The organism is Arthrobacter paludis (assembly GCF_056782315.1).
Window position 1 is genome coordinate 259,863 of record NZ_JBXAEW010000002.1, and the last position, 15,702, is coordinate 275,564.

General features: G+C 73.5%; 18 protein-coding genes. 15 read left to right on the forward strand and 3 right to left on the reverse strand.

The genetic code is table 11. From position 1 onward, the window contains the following. The first annotated feature begins 38 nt into the window (after positions 1 to 38). From AC1Q5D_RS02645 to AC1Q5D_RS02675, 7 genes are all read left to right on the forward strand, one after another. Entirely contained in the window at positions 39 to 422 is a 384-nt protein-coding gene (locus AC1Q5D_RS02645; RefSeq protein WP_481737011.1) for a LysM peptidoglycan-binding domain-containing protein, read from the forward strand. A gap of 88 nt (positions 423 to 510) precedes the next feature. Further along, complete coding sequence (locus AC1Q5D_RS02650) at positions 511 to 1,626, forward strand: histidinol-phosphate transaminase (RefSeq protein WP_481737012.1); 1,116 nt, start codon at positions 511 to 513, stop codon at positions 1,624 to 1,626. A gap of 41 nt (positions 1,627 to 1,667) precedes the next feature. Continuing rightward, a complete protein-coding gene (gene hisB, locus AC1Q5D_RS02655; protein WP_481737013.1) occupies positions 1,668 to 2,288 on the forward strand; it encodes an imidazoleglycerol-phosphate dehydratase HisB in 621 nt (206 codons plus the stop codon). Then, positions 2,289 to 2,924, forward strand: a complete 636-nt coding sequence (gene hisH / locus AC1Q5D_RS02660) for an imidazole glycerol phosphate synthase subunit HisH (RefSeq protein WP_481737014.1) — start codon at positions 2,289 to 2,291, stop codon at positions 2,922 to 2,924. Further along, on the forward strand, positions 2,924 to 3,073 hold the full coding sequence (locus AC1Q5D_RS02665; RefSeq protein ID WP_481737015.1) for a hypothetical protein: 150 nt from the start codon (positions 2,924 to 2,926) through the stop codon (positions 3,071 to 3,073). Before hisH ends, AC1Q5D_RS02665 begins: the two co-directional genes overlap by 1 nt. A gap of 34 nt (positions 3,074 to 3,107) precedes the next feature. Then, entirely contained in the window at positions 3,108 to 3,851 is a 744-nt protein-coding gene (priA, locus tag AC1Q5D_RS02670; RefSeq protein WP_481737016.1) for a bifunctional 1-(5-phosphoribosyl)-5-((5-phosphoribosylamino)methylideneamino)imidazole-4-carboxamide isomerase/phosphoribosylanthranilate isomerase PriA, read from the forward strand. A gap of 14 nt (positions 3,852 to 3,865) precedes the next feature. Then, positions 3,866 to 4,744: an SseB family protein gene (locus tag AC1Q5D_RS02675; RefSeq protein ID WP_481737017.1), complete on the forward strand. Its 879-nt coding sequence runs from the start codon at positions 3,866 to 3,868 to the stop codon at positions 4,742 to 4,744. 109 nt (positions 4,745 to 4,853) lie between these two features. Here the strand turns inward: AC1Q5D_RS02675 and AC1Q5D_RS02680 are convergent, their stop codons facing one another. Continuing rightward, the gene (locus AC1Q5D_RS02680) at positions 4,854 to 5,216 is read right to left on the reverse strand and encodes a DUF1844 domain-containing protein (RefSeq protein WP_481737018.1); all 363 of its coding nucleotides are present in this window, start codon (positions 5,214 to 5,216) and stop codon (positions 4,854 to 4,856) included. A 318-nt stretch (positions 5,217 to 5,534) separates the two neighbouring features. Between AC1Q5D_RS02680 and infC the strand changes: the two genes are divergently transcribed. From infC to AC1Q5D_RS02710, 6 genes are all read left to right on the forward strand, one after another. Beyond that, entirely contained in the window at positions 5,535 to 6,542 is a 1,008-nt protein-coding gene (gene infC, locus AC1Q5D_RS02685; protein WP_481737019.1) for a translation initiation factor IF-3, read from the forward strand. Positions 6,543 to 6,663: 121 nt separating this feature from the next. After that, a complete protein-coding gene (gene rpmI / locus AC1Q5D_RS02690) occupies positions 6,664 to 6,858 on the forward strand; it encodes a 50S ribosomal protein L35 (RefSeq protein WP_481737020.1) in 195 nt (64 codons plus the stop codon). A gap of 83 nt (positions 6,859 to 6,941) precedes the next feature. Beyond that, positions 6,942 to 7,610 carry a 50S ribosomal protein L20, sunset domain variant gene (rplT, locus tag AC1Q5D_RS02695; RefSeq protein ID WP_481737021.1) on the forward strand — a complete coding sequence of 223 codons (669 nt, stop codon included), beginning with the start codon at positions 6,942 to 6,944 and terminating at the stop codon, positions 7,608 to 7,610. A gap of 100 nt (positions 7,611 to 7,710) precedes the next feature. Continuing rightward, on the forward strand, positions 7,711 to 8,637 hold the full coding sequence (locus AC1Q5D_RS02700) for a TrmH family RNA methyltransferase (RefSeq protein WP_481737022.1): 927 nt from the start codon (positions 7,711 to 7,713) through the stop codon (positions 8,635 to 8,637). A 102-nt stretch (positions 8,638 to 8,739) separates the two neighbouring features. Next, on the forward strand, positions 8,740 to 9,705 hold the full coding sequence (locus AC1Q5D_RS02705; RefSeq protein WP_481737023.1) for a cation diffusion facilitator family transporter: 966 nt from the start codon (positions 8,740 to 8,742) through the stop codon (positions 9,703 to 9,705). After that, on the forward strand, positions 9,702 to 10,154 hold the full coding sequence (locus AC1Q5D_RS02710) for a (deoxy)nucleoside triphosphate pyrophosphohydrolase (protein ID WP_481737024.1): 453 nt from the start codon (positions 9,702 to 9,704) through the stop codon (positions 10,152 to 10,154). Before AC1Q5D_RS02705 ends, AC1Q5D_RS02710 begins: the two co-directional genes overlap by 4 nt. On the opposite strand, the gene AC1Q5D_RS02715 is transcribed toward AC1Q5D_RS02710, so the two are convergent. Together AC1Q5D_RS02715 and AC1Q5D_RS02720 are read right to left on the reverse strand one after the other, a co-directional pair. Then, positions 10,151 to 11,299, reverse strand: coding sequence for an Rv2578c family radical SAM protein (locus AC1Q5D_RS02715; protein ID WP_481737025.1), 1,149 nt, complete (start codon positions 11,297 to 11,299; stop codon positions 10,151 to 10,153). The genes AC1Q5D_RS02710 and AC1Q5D_RS02715 overlap by 4 nt on opposite strands. A gap of 90 nt (positions 11,300 to 11,389) precedes the next feature. Continuing rightward, entirely contained in the window at positions 11,390 to 11,818 is a 429-nt protein-coding gene (locus AC1Q5D_RS02720) for an eCIS core domain-containing protein (protein ID WP_481737026.1), read from the reverse strand. 216 nt (positions 11,819 to 12,034) lie between these two features. On the opposite strand from AC1Q5D_RS02720, the gene pheS reads away from it, so the two are divergent. Both pheS and pheT read left to right on the forward strand, forming a co-directional pair. Beyond that, positions 12,035 to 13,123, forward strand: a complete 1,089-nt coding sequence (pheS, locus tag AC1Q5D_RS02725; RefSeq protein WP_481737027.1) for a phenylalanine--tRNA ligase subunit alpha — start codon at positions 12,035 to 12,037, stop codon at positions 13,121 to 13,123. 3 nt (positions 13,124 to 13,126) lie between these two features. Next, positions 13,127 to 15,670 (forward strand): phenylalanine--tRNA ligase subunit beta, encoded by a 2,544-nt coding sequence (pheT, locus tag AC1Q5D_RS02730; protein ID WP_481737028.1) that lies wholly within the window; start codon positions 13,127 to 13,129, stop codon positions 15,668 to 15,670. Positions 15,671 to 15,702: the final 32 nt, after the last annotated feature.

Below are 15,702 nucleotides of genomic sequence, written 5' to 3' on the forward strand. Positions count from 1 at the left end.
CCGCCGGCCCGGCCGGCGCCAATCGGAAAGGCAAGACCATGGCACAGATCGCCATCGCGGCCCCTGTCTCCCTGGGGATGCACTCCGTTCGCACGCCACTGCCCGCCGCCCCTGGACCGCTGCGCCTGACCCGGCGCGGCCGGCTCCTGCTCATCGGCCTACCCGTCATGCTCGGGGCCGCCGCCCTGATGCTCGTGCTCGGCGCCTTCACGGCTCCCGTCGTCGCAGGCTCGGGGGCGCCGGCGCCCGTCCAGGCGACCACCGTTCCTGTCGCCGAGGGCGATTCGCTGTGGTCGATCGCCGCGGAGGTGGCGCCGGAGCGCGAGCCGCGCGCCGTCATCGCCGAGATCGCCGAACTCAACAACCTGAGCGGCTCCGCCCTCGTCCCCGGCCAGGAGCTGCTGGTCCCCGTCGGATCCTGACCGGCGGCGCCCGCGAATGTTACCCGGGCCCGCCGCCAAGGCGCGTCCGGATTCGGGGCCAGACGGCGCCGGTGCCTAGAATCGAGCGGTGAGTGAGCAGCTAGAACGTCTCTCCCGTCTCCCCCTCCGCGACAACCTGCGGGGGCTGGAGCCCTACGGCGCCCCGCAGCTGGACGTGCCGATCCAGCTGAACGTCAACGAGAACACGCACCCGCTTCCGCCCCAGGTCCGCAGGGCCATTGCGGAGGAGGTCGAGCTCGCGGCCGGCGGCCTCAACCGGTATCCGGACCGCGAGTTCAGCGAACTCCGGCAGCGGCTCGCCGACTATCTCGGCCACGGCCTGGGCCCAGCGAACATCTGGGCGGCCAACGGCTCCAACGAGGTGCTCCAGCAGATCCTCCAGGCCTTCGGGGGCCCGGGGCGCAGCCTGCTCTCGTTCCCCCCGACGTACTCCATGTACCCGCTGCTGGCCAGCGGAACCGACACCCGGTACATCGCCGGGCGGCGGGCCGGGGACTTCGGCCTCAGCGCATCCGACGCGGCGGCCCAGGTGGCAGAACACGCGCCGAACGTCGTCTTCCTCTGCTCCCCGAACAACCCCACGGGCACGGCACTCGGCCTCGATGTCGTGGACGCCGTCTACGCCGCCGGGGAGGCGAGCAACGCGGTCGTCGTGGTCGACGAGGCCTACGCGGAGTTCGCCAAGAACGGCACGCCGTCGGCCCTGACCCTGCTGCCCGGGCGCGAGCGGCTCGTCGTGTCGCGCACCATGAGCAAGGCATTCGCACTCGCCGGCGCGCGCCTGGGCTACCTCGCCGCCGCGCCGGAGATCGCCGACGCCCTGCGGCTGGTCCGGCTGCCGTACCACCTCTCCGCGGTCACGCAGGCCACGGCCAACGCGGCCCTGCGCCACGTCGACGCGCTCCTGGCGAACGTCGAGGACATCAAGATGCAGCGCGACCGCATTGTCGACGAGCTCAAGCGCCTCGGACTCGAGCCCGCCGAGAGCGACTCGAACTTCGTCTTCTTCGGCGGCCTCGAGAACCCGCAGGCCATCTGGCAGGGGCTGCTCGAGCGCGGCGTCATCGTCCGCGACGTCGGCATCCACGGACACCTGCGGGTCACCGCGGGGACCGAGGCGGAGACCTCGGCGTTTCTCGAGGGCCTCGGGGAGCTGCTCGGCGCGGACCGGGCCCGCCGGTAGACTGGTGGGGCCCGCACGGGCCCCGAAACCCAAAGGAAGCAATGCCTGCAGAACTGATCAGCGGCCGCCGGGCCCGCATGGAGCGGGTCACAAGCGAGTCGAGCGTCTACGTCGAGCTGGACCTGGACGGCACCGGCACCTCGGAGATCGGCACCACCGTGCCGTTCTACGACCACATGCTCACGGCGCTGTCCAAGCACTCCCTGATCGACCTGACCGTCCGGGCCTCCGGCGACACCAACATCGACGTCCACCACACGGTGGAGGACGTCGCGATCGCGCTGGGCGAGGCGCTGCGGACCGCGCTCGGCAACAAGGCGGGGATCCGCCGGTTCGGCCAGGCGGCCGTGCCGCTGGACGAGGCCCTGGCCAGCGCCGTCGTCGACATCTCCGGCCGGCCCTACCTCGTCCACGGCGGCGAGCCCGCGGGCCAGGAGTACCACTTGATCGGCGGCCACTTCACCGGGTCGCTGACGCGCCACGTGTTCGAGGCCCTGACCCTGCACGCGCAGATTTGCCTGCACATGCAGGTCGTGTCCGGCCGCGATCCGCACCACATCGTCGAGGCGCAGTTCAAGGCCTTCGCCCGGGCGCTCCGGGAGGCCGTCGAACCGGATCCGCGCACCGGCGGGGCGATCCCGTCCACGAAGGGCGCGCTCTAGGTGGCCGGGCGGAAGGTCACCGTCCTCGACTACGGGTCCGGGAACGTCCGGTCGGCGGTCCGGGCGCTCGAGCGCGTCGGCGCCGACGTCACGCTCAGCGCCGACCCCGCCGCCGTCGCGGGCGCGGACGGACTCGTCGTCCCGGGCGTGGGCGCCTTCGCCGCGGTCATGGAGGCACTGAGGGACTCCGGCGCGGTCCGGCACATCGGCCGGCGGATCGCGGGCGGTCGCCCGGTGTTGGGCATCTGCGTCGGCCACCAGGTCATGTTCGAGGAGGGCGTCGAGCACGGAGTCCGGACCCAGGGCCTGGGGGAGTGGCCGGGCAGCGTTGAGCTGCTCGACGCCCCCGTGGTCCCGCACATGGGTTGGAACACGGTCGAGGCCCCCGAGGACAGCCGCCTCTTCGAGGGCATCCGGGACGAGCGTTTCTACTTCGTCCACTCCTACGCCGTCCAGCGCTGGGACTTCGAGGTCGGCCAGCCGAAGATGCGCCCGCCGGCGGTCACCTGGGCCCGGCACGGGGCGCGCTTCATCGCCGCCGTCGAGAACGGCCCCCTCAGCGCCGTGCAGTTCCACCCCGAGAAGTCCGGCGACGCCGGCGCCGCGCTGCTGCGCAACTGGCTCGGCACCCTCTGATGTACAGCATCCTGCTGATGGCCCTGGCGGGGCTGCTCGCCGGCGGCGCCATCTCGCTGCGCCAGCAGAAGGCCCACCGCTCCTGGACTATCGCCTGCTGGGTCCTGGCGGGCCTGGCCCTGTTGGCCGCATACGTCCTGACCCTCTGACCACCACCGAAGACCCGAACGCGAAAGGGCGCCCATGGCCACCGAAGATACCCCCGTGCTCGAACTGCTCCCCGCCGTCGACGTCGCCGACGGACAGGCCGTGCGCCTGGTCCAGGGCGAGGCCGGCAGCGAGACCGGCTACGGCGACCCGCTCGAGGCCGCCCTGGCGTGGCAGGAGGCCGGGGCCGAGTGGGTGCACCTCGTGGACCTCGATGCTGCGTTCGGCCGGGGCCAGAACACGGAGGTCCTCCGCCGCGTCTCCGACGAGCTCTCCATCCGCGTCGAGCTCTCCGGCGGGATCCGCGACGACGCGTCGCTCGAGCGCGCCCTGGAGTTCGGCGCGGCCCGCGTGAACCTGGGCACCGCGGCCCTGGAGAACCCGGAGTGGACGGCCCGGGCCATCGAGCGCCACGGCGACGCGATCGCGGTCGGCCTCGACGTGCGCGGCACGACGCTGGCCGCCCGCGGCTGGACGCAGGAGGGCGGCGACCTCTGGGAGGTCCTGGCCCGGCTCGAGGACGCCGGCTGCGCCCGCTACGTCGTCACGGACGTGACGAAGGACGGCACCTTGAGCGGGCCGAACACGGAGCTCCTGCGCCAGATGTGCGAGCGGACGGACAAGCCGGTCGTCGCCTCCGGGGGCATCTCGAGCCTGGACGACCTGCGCGCGCTGCGCCAGCTCGTGCCCCTCGGCGTCGAGGGCGCCATCGTCGGCAAGGCCCTGTACGCCGGGCGGTTCACCCTGCCGGAGGCCCTCGACGTCGCCGGTCGGCGCTAACGGGTCGCGGGCCCATGGCTGAGGGAGACGGGTCCGGCCCCCACGGCCGGCGCCACCTGCCGGGGCACATCGCCGCCGCACTCGAGCGGGCCGGGTCGGCCGCGGACTCCGCCGGACAGGCGTGGCAGGGGCGGGACCTCGCCGGGGAGGGCAACCCGCTGCACCGCTTCGACGGCGACGACGGCGCCGCCCACCCCGCCTACGAGGCCGCCATCGCGGCTCTCCGTTCCGGGAACGGGTCCGAGGAGGACGTGCACGCTGCCCTGGCGGAGGCGAGGGTCTTCGTTCCCGTGGTCGCCACGCTCGCCGAGGGCGGCCTGGGGGAGCACGGCTTCGCCGAGGACAAGGAGGCGGACATGGCGCTCGTGACGATCAAGGCCCCGGACGGCCGCCCCGCCCTGCCCGTCTTCACCACGGCGGAGCGGCTGCGCGGCTGGCACCCGGAGGCGCGCCCGGTCGCCGTCTACGCCCCCCGCGCCGCGCTGTCCGCGGTGTCGGAGGGGGCGCAGCTGCTGGTCGTGGACCCGAGCGCGGAGACGATCTTCGTCCTGCGCCGCCCCGCGGTCTGGGCGCTGGCCCAGCAGCGCGCCTGGGTGCCGTCCTACAAGGACCCGTCGCACCTCGGGCTGATCCAGCGGCTCGCCGACGCGGAGCCGGACATTGCCAGGGTCACCGCCGGCCCCGGCCGCGGAGTGGCCTCCCGCACCGCGGACGGACTCGTGCTGGCCGGAGGGGGCGCCGGGCCCGAGTTGCGCCTGGAGGTCGCGTTCAGGCCGGGAACGGCGCCCGACGCCGCGCGTGCCGCGGTCGGCCGGCTGCAGCGCGGACTGTCGGCGGACCGGGCCTTCGCCGAGGCCGTCGATTCGCTGGACATCGGCCTGGCCGCGGCCTGACCCGCGTGCGCGGCCGGTGCCGGCGGCGCCGCGTGGCCCGGCGAACGCGAAAGGGCCGCCCGGTGCCGGGCGGCCCTGGTGGGTCCGGGGCGGGAACCGCCCGCGGCGCCTAGTTCACCGGTCCGGTGAACTTCTCGCCCGGCCCCTGGCCGGGCGCGTCGGGCAGCAGCGAGGCCTCGCGGAAGGCCAGCTGCAGCGACCGCAGGCCGTCGCGCAGCGGCGCGGCGTGCTGGCTGCCGATTTCGGGGGCCCCGGCGGTCACGAGGCCCGCGAGGGCCGTGATCAGCTTGCGGGCCTCGTCGAGGTCCTTGAGTTCCTCGGCGTTCTGGCCCTCCGCGAGGCCGCACTTGACGGCGGCGGCGCTCATCAGGTGGACGGCCGCCGTCGTGATGATCTCGACGGCGGGGACCTCGGCGATGTCGCGCGCGTGGTCGGCGGGGGTGGTGTCCGGATTCGGTTCGGCAGTGCTCATGATGCTAAGCTTTCCACAGACCGACCGGTTTCCCGCATCCGGTGGTGCCCCGTGGGAAGTGATTCCCGGCACCACGCGCAGGGAACCGGGGCGCAAGTGGAGGCCTTCTCCCACCCGCAGTGGCCGCTCAGGCCGCCGGGTCGTTCGGTGGCACGGATGCCCATCCGTGCCGGATGGTACGCCGTCCGCCGAATCCTCGAGGCCTCCGCCTGCTCCGCAGCCGGGGGCCTTCCCCGTATGTGGAGGCTTCGACACCGACGACAGCAGGAGTGACACATCAGCGATCCACGCATTAACGAGCGAATCCGCGTCCCCGAGGTGCGGCTGGTCGGACCCAACGGCGAACAGGTGGGCATTGTGCGCATCGAGGACGCGTTGCGTCTGGCCACGGAGTCCGACCTCGATCTCGTGGAGGTTGCGCCGACGGCAAAGCCTCCCGTGTGCAAGTTGATGGACTTCGGCAAGTTCAAGTACGAAGCCGCCGTGAAGGCGCGCGAGGCCCGGAAGAACCAGACGAACACGGTTCTGAAGGAAATCCGCTTCCGCCTCAAGATCGACAAGCACGATTACGAGACGAAGAAGGGCCACGCCCTGCGCTTCCTGGCGGCGGGCGACAAGGTCAAGGCGATGATCCAGTTCCGCGGCCGCGAACAGCAGCGCCCGGAGATGGGCATCCGCCTGCTGAACAAGTTCGCGGAGGATGTCGCCGAGGTCGGGCTCATCGAATCGACGCCGCGCATCGACGGACGCAACATGGTCATGGTCGTCGGCCCGTTGAAGAACAAGGCCGAGGCCAAGGCCGAGGCCCGCCGCCAGGCGCAGCGCGAGAACGACCGCGCCAAGTCTGCGGCCGCCAAGGAGCGCGTCGACACCTCCGGCGACCAGCCGGAGATGACGCAGTCCATGGCGGAGGGACTCTCCCCGGAGGCCCAGGCCAAGCTGGCCCAGGCGCAGGAGGCGGCCGAGGCCGCCGAGCGCGCGTCGGCGGCCCAGGAAGCTCCCGCCGAGACGGCCGCGTCCGAGCCTCAGGCCGAGGCTCCCGCCGAGGAGCGGGCCCAGGTCGAGGCTCCCGCCGAGGAGCAGCCCCAGGCTGAGGCTCCCGCCGAGGCGCAGGCGCCCGTGGAACAGGCTCCGGCCAAGCCCGCGGCGGCCAAGCCCGCGGCGGCGAAGCCGGCGGGCCGTCCCGCACCGGCGCCGAAGCCGGCCGCCAAGCCGACGCCCGCCCCGGGCGCGGCCAAGCCGGCGCCCACCCCGGGTGCCGTCAAGCCGGGCCCGAAGCCCGGGGCCCCGAAGCCAGGGCCGCGGAAGCCGGGGCCGTCCGCCTAGCGACGCCCGGCGCGTGCCCGAACAGGGCACCGACCCACCCACCACGGGCTCCCGGAACCGGGAGGCCCGACCGATCCCCGGCCCCCTGAGGGCGCGGGAGCACGTAAGGAGAACGGCGGACATGCCGAAGTTCAAGACCCACAGCGGGGCCAAGAAGCGCTTCAAGCTCACCGGTTCCGGCAAGCTCAAGCGCCAGCAGGCGAACCGCCGCCACTACCTGGAGCACAAGCCGACGACCCTGACCCGTCGTCTGGCCGCCGACCGCATCGTGTCCAAGGCCGACACGAAGACGATCAAGCGGATGCTGGGCCTCTAGGCCCCGTCGGTTCCCCACCCCACCAAGACACCAGCCCCGGACCCGCCGCGCGGGCCCCCGGGCAGATTTAAAGGAGTACACACGTGGCACGTGTGAAGCGGGCAGTTAACGCCCACAAGAAGCGCCGGGTCGTCCTCGAGCGGGCCTCCGGTTACCGCGGCCAGCGTTCGCGCCTGTACCGCAAGGCCAAGGAGCAGCTGCTCCACTCGTTCGTCTACAGCTACGGCGACCGCCGCAAGCGCAAGGGCGACTTCCGCCGCCTGTGGATCCAGCGCATCAACGCCGCGGCCCGGGCCAACGGCCTGACCTACAACCGCCTCATCCAGGGCCTCAAGGCCGCCGGCGTCGAGGTTGACCGCCGCATGCTCGCCGAGCTGGCCGTCAGCGACGCCACGGCCTTCGCCGCGCTGGTTTCCGTCGCCCAGGGCGCCCTGCCCGCCGACGTCAACGCCCCCGCCGCCGCCAAGCCGGCCGCTGCCGCCGCCGCGCCGAAGTCCGCCCCTGCCGCCGCGGCCCCCGCCTCCGGCGAGGCCAAGGCCGAGCTGTCCGGCGCCGTCAAGGCCGTCGACGGCGAGGCTGCCCCGGAGGGCTACTCCATCAAGGGCAACCAGTCGAAGAAGTACCACGTCCCGGGCTCCACCTGGTACGAGCAGACCACGCCGGAGTACTGGTTCGACACGGTCGAGTCGGCCAAGGCCGCGGGCTTCGAGCCCGCCGGCGGCGAGGCCCGCCAGCAGATCAAGAACGCCTAGTTCCGCTGCTCCCACGCCTGTCAGGGGCGGAACCCGCACGGGTTCCGCCCCTGGTCCCTTTAACCGGGGCCACGGCTCGCCGGACAGTAGGCTGGTACCCATGACCACCGCCCCGTTCCACGGACCTCCCATGGCCAACCCGCGGGCAGACCGCGTCCGCAATGTCGCGCGTCTGGCCACGCGCGCGGGCCGGGAACGCCAGGGCACGTTCCTGGCGGAGGGGCCGCAGGCCGTGAGGGAGGCGCTCCGCGCCCACCGGACCGAGATCGCCGCCGGCCGGCCGGGGCGCGTCGTGGAAGTCTTCGCGAGCCCCGAGGCACTGCGGCGCCATCCGGACTTCGCTGACCCCGCCGACCGGATCCCGTTGCGGCAGGCGACCGACGAGGTGCTCGCCGCTTTGAGCGATACGGTCACCCCGCAGGGCATAGTCGCCGTCTGCCGGGTCGTCACGGAGCCGCTGGATTCCATCCTCGCGGCGCGGCCGCGCCTTCTGGCCGTGTTGTGCCGGGTGCAGGACCCCGGCAACGCGGGGACGATCCTGCGCGCCGCCGACGCGGCCGGGGCCGACGCCGTCATCGCCACGGCGGGCAGCGTCGACCTGCACAATCCCAAGGCGGTGCGGTCCACCGCCGGGTCCCTGTTCCACCTGCCGCTGGCGGTCGGCGTCGGCCTCGGGGAGCTGAGCGCGGGCCTGCGCGGTGCCGGCGTCTCGGTCCTGGCCGCGGACGGCTACGGCGACCGCGACCTCGACGAGCTCCAGGACGCCAGCGCGGCGCGCCGGCTCGGCGGCGCGGCCGGCCCCGGGGGCGACGGCGGTGCCGGCGGCGGGCCGGCCCTGGAGGCGCCGACGGCCTGGCTGTTCGGCAACGAGGCCCAGGGGCTGTCGGACGAGGAGCTGGCCGCCGCCGACCACCGGGTGGCCGTACCGCTCTACGGCGTCGCGGAGTCCCTCAATGTCGGCACCGCCGCCACGGTGTGCCTCTACGCGTCCGCCAGGGCGCAGCGCCGCGCCGCTGCGGAAGGGTAGCGGCGGCGCCCCCGGTCCGGCTGGGGCCGGGGCCGCAGTCGTTGTAGCGTGGGATCGCACCGGTCAGCGTGCCCACGGCACCCGAACGAAGGCGGTATCCACATGGCGGCATCCGGCGGTACCAAGGCGGTCGTCGCGGCCCTGGTGGCCAACCTCACGATTGCCCTGTTTAAGTTCGTCGCGTGGATCGTCACGCAGTCGTCGTCGATGCTGGCCGAGGCCATCCACTCGGTCGCGGACTCGGGGAACCAGGTCCTGCTGCTCGTCGGCGGCAAGGCCGCCAAGAAGCAGGCAAGCCCGATGCACCCCTTCGGGTACGGCCGTGAACGGTACATCTACTCGTTCATCGTCTCGATCGTGCTCTTCAGTGTCGGCGGCCTGTTCGCCCTGTACGAGGCGTACCACAAGGCCCAGGACCCGCACGGGATCGAAGGCCAGTGGTGGTGGGTGCCGCTCGCCGTCCTGATCGGCGCCATCATCGCCGAGAGCTTCTCCTTCCGGACCGCCATCGTCGAATCCAACCGCATCCGCGACGGCAAGTCCTGGACCGAATTCGTCCGCCACGCGAAGTCCCCCGAACTGCCGGTCATCCTGCTCGAGGACCTCGGGGCGCTCCTCGGGCTCATCTTCGCGCTGATCGGCGTCTCGCTGACCCTGCTGACCGGCAACGGTCTCTGGGACGCTGCGGGCACCGCCATGATCGGCGTGCTGCTCGTCTGCATTGCCGTCGTGCTTGCCCTGGAGACCCGGTCGCTGCTGCTGGGCGAGTCCGCGACGAAGGAGAACGTGCGCAGCATCGAGGAGGCCATCCAGGCGGACGGCACCCGCATCATCCACCTGAAGACCCTGCACGTCGGCCCGGAGGAGCTGCTCGTCGCCGCGAAGATCTCGGTGGGGGCGTCGGAAACGGGCGCCGCGATCGCGCAGGCGATCAACGACACGGAGCAGCGCATCCGTTCGGCCGTCCCCATCGCCCGGATCATCTACCTCGAACCGGACCTGTACCGCGCCGGCTCGGTCGACGCGGACGCGGTCCCCGGAACGCCCGCCGCGGATCCGGCCCCGTGACCCGCCGCCAGATCGTCGGCGCGGCGATCGTCGATTCGTTGGCCGCGCCCACCCGCCTGCTCGCCGCGCGGCGCACGCGCCCCGAGGCATTGGCCGGACTGTGGGAGTTCCCCGGCGGAAAGGTCGAGCCCGGGGAGGAGTGCGCCGAGGCCCTCCGGCGGGAGCTGCACGAGGAGCTCGGGGTCGGCGTCGAGTTGGGCGACGAGCTCGAGGGGCCCGGCCCGGACGGGTGGCCGTTGGCCGCCGGGAACGCGATGCGCGTGTGGTGGGCCGCCGTCTTGACCGGCGTCCCGGCGCCCCTGCAGGACCACGACCAGCTGCGGTGGGTGGAGATCGGGGCCCCCGAATTGTTCGGCCTCGAGTGGATCCCCGCCGATCTTCCCATCGTGGAGGCCCTGCGCGACCGGTCCGTGGGCGCGGCCGGGCGGTCGGCCGGCGCGGGGGCCTAGAACAGCGCGGGCTGGGCGGGTCGGGCGTCGACCGGGTCCACCCGCTGTGGTCCCGGTCCTTCCGAAGTGCCCGTCGACGGGCGCCGGAATCCGCCGCCGCCGGCCGCGAGCCCGTGGCGGCGCCGGGCCGCGGCGACCTCGCCGGAAAGCCAGGCCCTGTACGCCGGGTCCGCGTGCGTTCCGCCCCGGTAGAGCCGCCGGTAGCGCCCGACGAGGCCGGGGCGCTCGCGGGCAAGCCACGCCATGAACCATTCACGGGCGCCCGGGCGCAGGTGCAGCGGGCCCGCCGTGACGGTGGAGGCGCCGGCGTCCGCAAGGCGGCTGAACAGGGTGTCCAAGGCTTCCGGGGAGTCGGTGAGCCAGGGCAGGATCGGCATCGCCATGACGCCGCAGTCGATTCCGGCCGCGGCCAGCCGTTCGAGCAGCCGCAGACGGGCCGTCGGAGATGGCGTCCCCGGCTCTAGGGAGGCGCTGAGCGCGTCGTCGACCATCGCGATCGACAGGCCCACCCCGACGGGGACGTCGCGGGCCGCCCCGGCCAGCAGGGCGGCGTCGCGGCCGAGGAGAGTGCCCTTGGTCAGGATCGAGAACGGGGTGCCGGAGCCGGCGAGGGCCCGGATGATTCCCGGCATGAGGCCGTAGCGGCCCTCCGCCCTTTGGTAGGGGTCGGTGTTCGTCCCCAGCGCCACGTGTTCGCGCGGCCAGGACGACCGGGAGAGTTCCGCGTGGAGCACCTCCGCCACGTTGAGCTTGACCACGACCTGGCTGTCGAAGTCCCGTCCCGCGTCAAGGTCCAAATAGGTGTGGGTCTTGCGCGCGAAGCAGTACACGCACGCGTGCGAGCAGCCGCGGTACGGGTTCACGGTGTACCTGAACGGCATGTTGGATGCAGGGGGCACCTTGTTGAGGGCGCTCTTGGCCAGCACCTCGTGGAACACCATGCCCGCGAAGGCCGGGGTCGTGACCGTGCGGACCGCGCCGGCGAGGACGCCCGGAAGGACCTGGTCGTCCGCAGGGGGACTGCCAGGCTCGGTGCCGTGGCCGCGCGTGCCGGCGTCGGGGGTGTGCGGAGGCGGGGCGCTGGGGGAGCGCCCCGCCTCCGGCGGCCCGGCCTGCGGCCGGACCCGCTGAGCTTCCCATCTCACGCGATTAGTAGAACACATCTTCGAAGTGGGGTCCAGAAGCATGTTCGAATGGGGTGGCGGCCCGGGCGCGCCTCCGCGCCGGACGCCAGATCAGCGGCGCCCGCGGGGGCGGCGCACGGGCCGCTCGGTGTACCCGCCCGCGGCGAGGCCCGCGGCCCGCTCGAACGGGTTGCGCGAGGCGGGATCGCCGGTCCGCAGCCAGGACCAGGCCGCAGCGAGCCCGTAGAGCGGCAGGAACGGCAACCCGAGGCACCAGGCGTACTGCGCGGCGTGCCCCGCCTCGTGGCCCAGCAGCGCGGGACGGGACTCCGGGGCCGGGACGACCGGCCGGAAGAAGACGACGCTACCGACCGTGAATGCCGCCGCGCGGGGCAAACGGGGCCCATACCCGAGAGCGAGGTACAGGCGCCGCGGACCGCTGCGGATCCGGCACCCGGCGATCCGAGCCAGGGCGAGGCCGAGCGGCGTCGTGAGATTGGCCCAGTTCGCGGCCGCACGGAGCCGGTCGGCGTGTCCCATGCGGCCACCGTACCGCCGCACTGCGCTCGCGGCGGGCCCCTCGGCGACTAGCGTCCAGTCGCCTCCCACCGCTCGCTGCGCTCGCGGCGGGTCCCTCGGCGACTAGCGTCCAGTCGCCTCCCACCGCTCGCTGCGCTCGCGGCGGGCCCCTCGGCGACTAGACTTGGGCGGGAACCAGACCAAGGACCTAGAGACCGAAAAGGGCCGTACACACCCATGTCACATCCGTCGTCGCCCCCCGCGGGCGTCCAGGACCCGGAGGCCGGGGCCGTGCCCCACCCCACCGACGCCGAGGCCGTCGACGCCGCCGTCGCCGCCGCCCTGGAAGCCTTCGCCTCCGCCAGCAATCTCGACGAGCTCAAGACCGCGCGCCTGGCGCACACGGGGGAGAGGTCCCCGCTGAGCCTGGCCAACCGCGCGATCGGCGGGCTCGACAAGTCGGAGAAGGCCGCGGCCGGCAAGCTCGTGGGCGCCTCCCGCGGACGCGTCAACAAGGCCCTCGCGCAGCGCACCGCCGTCCTCGAGGAGGAGCACGCCGCCCGGATCCTCGTCGAGGAGTCGGTCGATGTCACCGCCGCGCCGCGCCGCCGCCGCTCCGGGGCCCGCCACCCGCTGTCGGTCCTCCAGGAGCGCGTGAGCGACATCTTCGTCGCCATGGGCTGGGAGATCGCCGAGGGCCCCGAGGTCGAGTCCGAGTGGTACAACTTCGACGCCCTGAACTTCGCGCCCGACCACCCGGCGCGCGACCTGCAGGACACGTTCTTCGTCGACCCGCCCGAGGCCCACCTCGTGCTGCGCACCCACACGTCCCCCGTGCAGGTGCGCTCCCTCCTGGACCGCGACCTGCCGGTGTACGTCCTGTGCCCGGGGCGCACGTTCCGCACGGACGAGGTCGACGCCACCCACACCCCGGTCTTCCACCAGTTTGAGGGCCTGGCCGTGGACAAGGGCCTGACCATGGCCGACCTCCGGGGCACGCTGGAGCACTTCGCCCGGCAGATGTTCGGCGACGAGGCCTCCATCCGCCTGCGCCCGAACTACTTCCCGTTCACCGAACCGAGCGCCGAGCTGGACATCTGGCACCCCGGCGCCAAGGGCGGGCCCCGCTGGATCGAGTGGGGCGGCTGCGGCATGGTCCACCCGAACGTGCTGCGCGCCGCCGGCGTCGACCCGGACGTCTACTCCGGGTTCGCGTTCGGCATGGGCGTCGAGCGCACGCTCATGTTCCGCAACGAGGTCCCCGACATGCGCGACATGATCGAGGGCGACATCCGCTTCAGCCAGCACTTCGGGATGGAGATCTAGACCATGCGTATTCCGCTTTCCTGGCTGCGCGAGTACGCGCAGGTCCCCGCCGGCGCCACCGCCGAGGACGTCATGGCCGACCTGGTCAAGGTCGGACTCGAGGAGGAGGACGTCCACCGCCCCGCGGACGAGCTGACCGGCCCGGTCGTCGTCGGGCAGGTCCTCTCCGTCGTCAAGGAGCCGCAGAGCAACGGCAAGACCATCAACTGGTGCCAGGTGCGCGTCGTGCCCGAGGGCGCGGAGCAGACGCTCACCGGCGAGGGGATCGACCCCTCCGGCGTCCAGGGCATCATCTGCGGCGCCCACAACTTCGCCGAGGGGGACAAGGTCGTCGTCACCCTCCCCGGCGCCGTGCTGCCGGGGGACTTCCGGATCAGCCCGCGCAAGACCTACGGCCACGTCTCGGCCGGGATGATCGCCTCCGCCCGCGAGCTGGGCATCGGCGAGGACCACGACGGCATCATCGTCCTGTCCCGGCTGGGACTCGACCCCGAGGTCGGCGCGGATGCTCTCGAGCTGCTCGGCCTGGACGACGAGGCCGCGGAGATCAACGTCACGCCGGACCGGGGCTACTGCTTCTCCATCCGTGGCGTCGCCCGCGAGTACTCGCACGCGACCGGCACGCCGTACTCCGACCCGGCCGCCGGGATCGCCGTCGACGCGGCCACCGGCCCGGGGCACCCCGTCGCCATCGACGATCCCGAGGGCATCCACGGCAAGCCCGGGTGCACCCGCTTCGTCGCCCGCACCGTCCGCGGCATCGACCCCACGCGCCCGACCCCGCCGTGGATGGCGGCGCGGCTGCGGCTGGCCGGCATGCGCTCGATCTCGCTGCCCGTCGACGTCTCCAACTACGTCATGCTCGAGCTGGGCCAGCCGCTGCACTTCTACGACCTGGACCGCCTCGCGGGCGGCATCACCGTCCGGCGCGCCCGCGCGGGGGAGACCCTGCGCACCCTCGACGACAAGGAGCGCACCCTCCACCCCGAGGACCTGCTCATCACGGACGAGTCGGGCCCGATCGGCATCGCCGGCGTCATGGGCGGCGGCTCGACCGAGGTCTCCGACGCCACCGTGAACATCCTGGTCGAGTCCGCCCGCTTCGAGGAGGTCACGATCGCCCGCTCCCGGCGCCGGCACAAGCTGCCCTCCGAGGCCTCCAAGCGCTACGAGCGCGGCGTGGATTGGGAGATCGCCGACGAGGCCGCCCAGCGCGCGGTCGACCTGCTCGTCGAGCTGGCCGGCGGCACGCCCGACTCGACGGCGACGGACGCCGGCACGCGCCCCGAGGCCGTCGTCGTCGACCTGCCCGAGGGCTACGCCTCGGCCCGCGTCGGCGTCGACTACACGCCGGAGCAGGTGGCCGGCAGCCTCGAAATGCTCGGTGCCCGCGTCCAGACGGCCGACGGCGGGCTGCGCGTCACCCCGCCGAGCTGGCGCCCGGACCTAACGACCCCGGACGAGCTGACCGAGGAGATCGCCCGGCTCGTGGGCTACGACCTCATCCCCTCGACCCTGCCGGTCGCGCCCCCGGGCCGCGGCCTGACCCGAGCGCAGCAGCAGCGGCGCCGCCTCCTGCAGGCGTTCGCCGACGCCGGCTACACCGAGACGCTGAGCTACCCGTTCGTCTCCGCCGACCAGAACCGGGCCTTCGGCAGCCCGGACGCCGGGGCCGAGGCCCCGGCCGTCCGGCTGGCCAACGCGCTGCAGTCCGAGTTCTCGCTGCTGCGCCGCTCGGTCCTGCCGGGCCTGCTCGAGACGCTGCGCCGCAACCACTCCCGCGGCTTCCGGGACCTGGCCCTCTACGAGGCCGGACTCGTGTTCCTGCCCGGCGACCGGCTCGGCAGCCGCGCGCTCCCGCCGCTGGGCGAGCACCCCGGCGAGGAGACCCTGGACGAGCTGGACGCCGGCATCCCCGCGCAGCCGCTGCACCTGGCGGCCGTGCTCTCCGGCCACGACTCCGGCCCCGGCGCCGGCCATGCGCCGCGGGCGTGGGACTGGGCCGACGCCATCGACGCGGCCCTGCTGGCCGGGGACGTCCTCGGGGTCGAGCTCGTCGTCGCCCAGGGGGCGCACCAGGCGTTCCACCCCGGGCGCACCGCCGAGCTGCGCCTGCGCAGCGGCGAGACGGTGGGCTACGCCGGCGAGCTGCACCCGAAGCTGCTCGAGGAGCGGGACCTCCCGGCCCGCACGGCCGCCATGGAGCTCGACGCGGACGCCCTGTTCGCGGCCGCGGCCGACGTCATCGTCGCCCGCCCGGTCTCCACGTTCCCGGCCGCCACGCAGGACGTCGCCCTCGTCGTCGACGCGGACACGGTGGCCGCCGAGGTGCTGGACGCCCTGCGCGAGGGGGCCGGGGAGCTGCTCGAGGACGTCGCCCTGTTCGACGACTACCGCGGCACGGGCATCCCCGAGGGCAAGAAGTCGCTCGCGTTCGGGCTGCGCTTCCGGGCCGCCGACCGCACCCTGACCGCCGACGAGGCCTCCGCGGCCCGCGAGTCCGCCGTGGCCCTGGCGGCCGAGCGGCACGGCGCCGCGCAGCGGTAGCCGAGGTGGCCACGACGGGCGCGCCCTCCGCA

What these genes read in the sequence shown, in the direction of transcription:
- AC1Q5D_RS02645 (WP_481737011.1), top strand. Translation starts at nt 39, where the DNA reads ATGGCACAGATCGCCATCGCGGCCCCTGTCTCCCTGGGGATGCACTCC.
- hisB (WP_481737013.1), top strand. Translation starts at nt 1,668, where the DNA reads ATGCCTGCAGAACTGATCAGCGGCCGCCGGGCCCGCATGGAGCGGGTC.
- AC1Q5D_RS02665 (WP_481737015.1), top strand. Translation starts at nt 2,924, where the DNA reads ATGTACAGCATCCTGCTGATGGCCCTGGCGGGGCTGCTCGCCGGCGGC.
- priA (WP_481737016.1), top strand. Translation starts at nt 3,108, where the DNA reads ATGGCCACCGAAGATACCCCCGTGCTCGAACTGCTCCCCGCCGTCGAC.
- AC1Q5D_RS02675 (WP_481737017.1), top strand. Translation starts at nt 3,866, where the DNA reads ATGGCTGAGGGAGACGGGTCCGGCCCCCACGGCCGGCGCCACCTGCCG.
- AC1Q5D_RS02680 (WP_481737018.1), bottom strand. Translation starts at nt 5,216, where the DNA reads ATGAGCACTGCCGAACCGAATCCGGACACCACCCCCGCCGACCACGCG.
- rpmI (WP_481737020.1), top strand. Translation starts at nt 6,664, where the DNA reads ATGCCGAAGTTCAAGACCCACAGCGGGGCCAAGAAGCGCTTCAAGCTC.
- AC1Q5D_RS02700 (WP_481737022.1), top strand. Translation starts at nt 7,711, where the DNA reads ATGACCACCGCCCCGTTCCACGGACCTCCCATGGCCAACCCGCGGGCA.
- AC1Q5D_RS02705 (WP_481737023.1), top strand. Translation starts at nt 8,740, where the DNA reads ATGGCGGCATCCGGCGGTACCAAGGCGGTCGTCGCGGCCCTGGTGGCC.
- AC1Q5D_RS02720 (WP_481737026.1), bottom strand. Translation starts at nt 11,818, where the DNA reads ATGGGACACGCCGACCGGCTCCGTGCGGCCGCGAACTGGGCCAATCTC.
- pheS (WP_481737027.1), top strand. Translation starts at nt 12,035, where the DNA reads ATGTCACATCCGTCGTCGCCCCCCGCGGGCGTCCAGGACCCGGAGGCC.
- pheT (WP_481737028.1), top strand. Translation starts at nt 13,127, where the DNA reads ATGCGTATTCCGCTTTCCTGGCTGCGCGAGTACGCGCAGGTCCCCGCC.